This is a genomic window from Phocaeicola sp. RTP21198st1_B8_RTP21198_201120 (genome assembly GCF_040929485.1).
GTDB lineage: Bacteria > Bacteroidota > Bacteroidia > Bacteroidales > Bacteroidaceae > Phocaeicola > Phocaeicola dorei.
The window spans coordinates 1-3,315 of the sequence record NZ_JBCOCI010000170.1; the positions used below are offsets into that span (position 1 = coordinate 1).

7 protein-coding genes and 1 pseudogene are annotated in these 3,315 nt (G+C 49.8%); 7 read left to right on the forward strand and 1 reads right to left on the reverse strand.

Annotated features, from left to right (window positions below; genetic code table 11):
- The 7 genes from AB5935_RS23970 to AB5935_RS24000 form a co-directional block, all read left to right on the forward strand.
- Window positions 1–423, forward strand: a 423-nt coding sequence (locus AB5935_RS23970; protein ID WP_368327655.1) for a PcfK-like family protein, incomplete at its 5' end; no start/stop codon positions are given.
- Window positions 424–425: 2 nt separating this feature from the next.
- Complete coding sequence (locus AB5935_RS23975; RefSeq protein ID WP_368327656.1) at window positions 426–1,715, forward strand: PcfJ domain-containing protein; 1,290 nt, start codon at window positions 426–428, stop codon at window positions 1,713–1,715.
- A gap of 24 nt (window positions 1,716–1,739) precedes the next feature.
- Complete coding sequence (locus AB5935_RS23980) at window positions 1,740–1,997, forward strand: hypothetical protein (protein WP_005944113.1); 258 nt, start codon at window positions 1,740–1,742, stop codon at window positions 1,995–1,997.
- A gap of 20 nt (window positions 1,998–2,017) precedes the next feature.
- Window positions 2,018–2,251 carry a DUF3873 domain-containing protein gene (locus tag AB5935_RS23985; RefSeq protein ID WP_005944115.1) on the forward strand — a complete coding sequence of 78 codons (234 nt, stop codon included), beginning with the start codon at window positions 2,018–2,020 and terminating at the stop codon, window positions 2,249–2,251.
- Window positions 2,248–2,493 (forward strand): DUF6956 domain-containing protein, encoded by a 246-nt coding sequence (locus AB5935_RS23990; RefSeq protein ID WP_005944117.1) that lies wholly within the window; start codon window positions 2,248–2,250, stop codon window positions 2,491–2,493. The genes AB5935_RS23985 and AB5935_RS23990 overlap by 4 nt, the downstream gene beginning before the upstream one ends.
- A 45-nt stretch (window positions 2,494–2,538) precedes the next feature.
- Window positions 2,539–2,847 carry a hypothetical protein gene (locus AB5935_RS23995; protein WP_005944119.1) on the forward strand — a complete coding sequence of 103 codons (309 nt, stop codon included), beginning with the start codon at window positions 2,539–2,541 and terminating at the stop codon, window positions 2,845–2,847.
- A gap of 117 nt (window positions 2,848–2,964) precedes the next feature.
- Entirely contained in the window at window positions 2,965–3,186 is a 222-nt protein-coding gene (locus AB5935_RS24000; RefSeq protein WP_368327657.1) for a hypothetical protein, read from the forward strand.
- Window positions 3,187–3,249: 63 nt separating this feature from the next.
- Here AB5935_RS24000 and AB5935_RS24005 read toward each other — a convergent pair.
- A pseudogene (locus AB5935_RS24005) lies at window positions 3,250–3,315 on the reverse strand (lysozyme); the annotation flags it as partial.

Consider the following 3,315-nt stretch of genomic DNA (forward strand, 5'->3'; position numbering starts at 1 on the left):
ATGAAAGGAACAGAACATTTCAAGAGAACGATACAGATGTATCTGGAGCAGCGTGCAGCGGAAGATGCGCTCTTTGCGAAGAACTACCGCAACCCTGCTAAGAACATAGACGATTGCGTCACCTACATTCTGAACTACGTGAAGAAAAGCGGTTGCAACGGCTTCACGGACGGAGAGATATTCGGGCAAGCCGTCCACTACTATGACGAGAACGAGATAGAGGTAGGCAAGCCCATTCAGTGCCACGTGGCGGTGAACCATGTTGTGGAACTCACGGCGGAGGAAAAGGCGGAAGCACGGCAGAACGCAGTCCGCAGATACCAAGAAGAAGAACTCCGCAAGTTGCAGAACCGCAGCAAGCCGAGAACCGCCACCAAAGCGACCGCACAAGAAGTACAACAACCCAACCTATTCAATTTCTGATTATGAAACCGAGAACACGCATACAGCAGGAAGTCGCACGTTTGAGCAAGCGACTACCGATATTGACCGAAGAACAAAGGGCATACGCTTTCCGTCATTGCTTCAAGCATTACGCCATCAAGAGGGCGGACGGCACGAACATCTGCACCGAGTGTGGACATTCGTGGAGGAGTGAACACGACCTTGCGGACACCGTTTGCGGATGCACCTGCCCCCATTGCGGCATGAAGCTGGAAGCGTTGCGCACCCGAAAGAGCGTGTTCAGCGAGAACGAGTATTTCTGCATCATCACCACCTGCAAGCAGTACCAAGTGATACGCTTCTTCTTCGTCAAATCCCGATACAAGGCAGGGCAGGCAGCCGAGTATTCCATTTATGAAGTGGTGCAAAGGTGGATTTCGCCCAAAGGCACAACCGTCACTGTCGCCCGACTGCGAGGAATGTCCATACTTTACTACGACCTATGGGCGGAATACAGCGACATGGAGGTACGCAAGAACAACAAACTCCGTGCATACGATATAAACCCCGTCTGCACCTATCCCCGACAGCGTTTCATACCCGAACTGAAACGCAACGGCTTCAATGGCGAATACCACAACATACTGCCTTACGACCTTTTCACGGCTATCCTTTCCGACAGCCGAGCCGAAACGCTGTTGAAGGCAGGGCAATATCCCATGTTGCGCCACTACATCCGCAGTTCCTTTGACATAGAGAGGTATTGGGCATCCATAAAGATATGTATCCGTAACGGTTACACCATTTCGGACGGCTCCATGTGGCGTGACACCATAGACCTCCTGCGTCATTTCGGCAAGGACACGAACAGCCCGAAGTACGTCTGTCCCTCCGACCTCAAAGCCGAACACGACAGACTTATGCACAAGCGCAACAAGGAGATAGAGCGCAAGAAGTTGGAGGAACGCATCCGCCAAGCGAAGAAACACGAGAAGGCATACCGCAAACTCAAAGGCATATTCTTCGGCATTGCCTTTACGGACGGCACTTTGCAGGTGCGTGTGTTGGAGAGCGTGGCGGAGTTTGCAGCGGAAGGGACGGAACTGCACCATTGCGTGTTTTCCAACTCCTATTTCCTTGAAAAGAACTCCCTTATCCTATCCGCCACCATTGACGGCAAGCGCATAGAAACGGTGGAGGTTTCCTTGAAGACATTGGAGGTGGTGCAAAGTCGTGGCTTGCACAATTCCAATACCGAGTACCACGACCGCATTGTAAACCTTGTGAACAGCAACGTGAACCTTATCCGCCAGCGGATGGAAGCGGCATAGTATCAACCTATAATACCCAATAGTATGGAAGTAAGAATTGAAAGCATGATTTGTCTGTGGGACGATAAAATCCCCACGATGTTCCTTGAATTTGTAAACCTCCTCACTCTTGCAACGAGTGAGGAGCAGTTAAGACGGAGTGTAAAGGACTTTGCCGAGAAGCACGAACTTGACAGGTTTTTCCTTTACGGCTTCGGCTCCCACCATTTCTACCTGCACCAACGCTATACGAGTGACCCCGAAATGGTGATGAAGAACAGAATTCTGTCAGTACATTTTTAACCACCCTAAAATCAACGATTATGGCAACACGAATGACCATCAACGGAATAAGCACCTGCACGGAAGCAGGTACGGAGAAATACGAGCGTTTCCAATTAGGTATCGGCAGACGCAAGCGGACACTTGTGCAGTACGACTACCGCCACCCCACAGACGGAGAGTTGTTCTCTTGTGTCAAACCCACATTGGACGAGTGCCGAGCCGCACGGGACAAGTGGCTCACGGAAAAGGAAGAAAAGGAGGACAACCGATGAAAGCAGCCTATCAAACGCTGATAGTGAAGTTCAGCCAGCCTATCAAAGTATTGGACGGCATCTTTGACGATGCCGAAGCGTGGGGAGTTGATACCCTAAAAGGGTGGATAGACGACTACGAGAGCAGCAGGTTTACCGCCATCAACAGCCATACGGCAGTCATCACAAGCGAGTACAATATGGAGTGCCTGATGGAATGGCTGAAACGAAACACCCCCATTGCCGAGATAACAGAATGTTAAACAAGTTGGCGGTGTCCGCACCGCCAACCTAAAACCAAGAAAAGCATGATAGCAAAGACGATTTTACAGCAGATAGGCGGCAGACGCTTTGTCGCCATGACGGGAAGCAAGGATTTTACAGACATGGGCAACGGCTTACGCATGAGCCTTGCGAGGAACAAGACGAGCGCAAACCGTCTTGACATCATCTACGATGCCGGCTTAGACCTTTACAATATGCGTTTCTACCGCAAAACGTTCAGTAAAAAGACATTCGAGTGCAAGACGAAGGACATCGAAACGCACGAGGGCATATACTGCGATATGCTGGAAGAAATGTTCACGATGGTAACGGGACTCTACACCCGTTTTTAAGTGGCGGCGGCAAAAGCCGCCCTACTTTCTTTCGGTGAGCATGATGGCGGACAAAGAAAGTAGCAAAGAAACCGCTGTCCCAATCTACGATAGTATTCACAAAAACAAGTTTCAATCATGGAAGAAATCAGACAAAACGGAAAAATCATCTTGCACAGCGATGACGGAATAAGCATAAAGATGATTTTCAGAAACCTTACGGGAAAGAATTTTCAAGGTCAGAAATATGCAGAGTATATCCGGCACATCGCAATCGGGGAGATGGGATTTTCGCCCGGCATCATAGAGCATTGCAGGGACGGTGAAGTAATCGGCAAGGGAAAAATCCCGAATGTATGAAAAGCGGAAAATCCGATGAAGTTGCGGCTTCATCGGATTTTCATTTGTCAGGCATTTGCCATGTTACGGAATGTACAGCAGTGCAAACTCCGCCTTTCTCCGTTTGAGCAGCATGGCGTGCCGTTTACC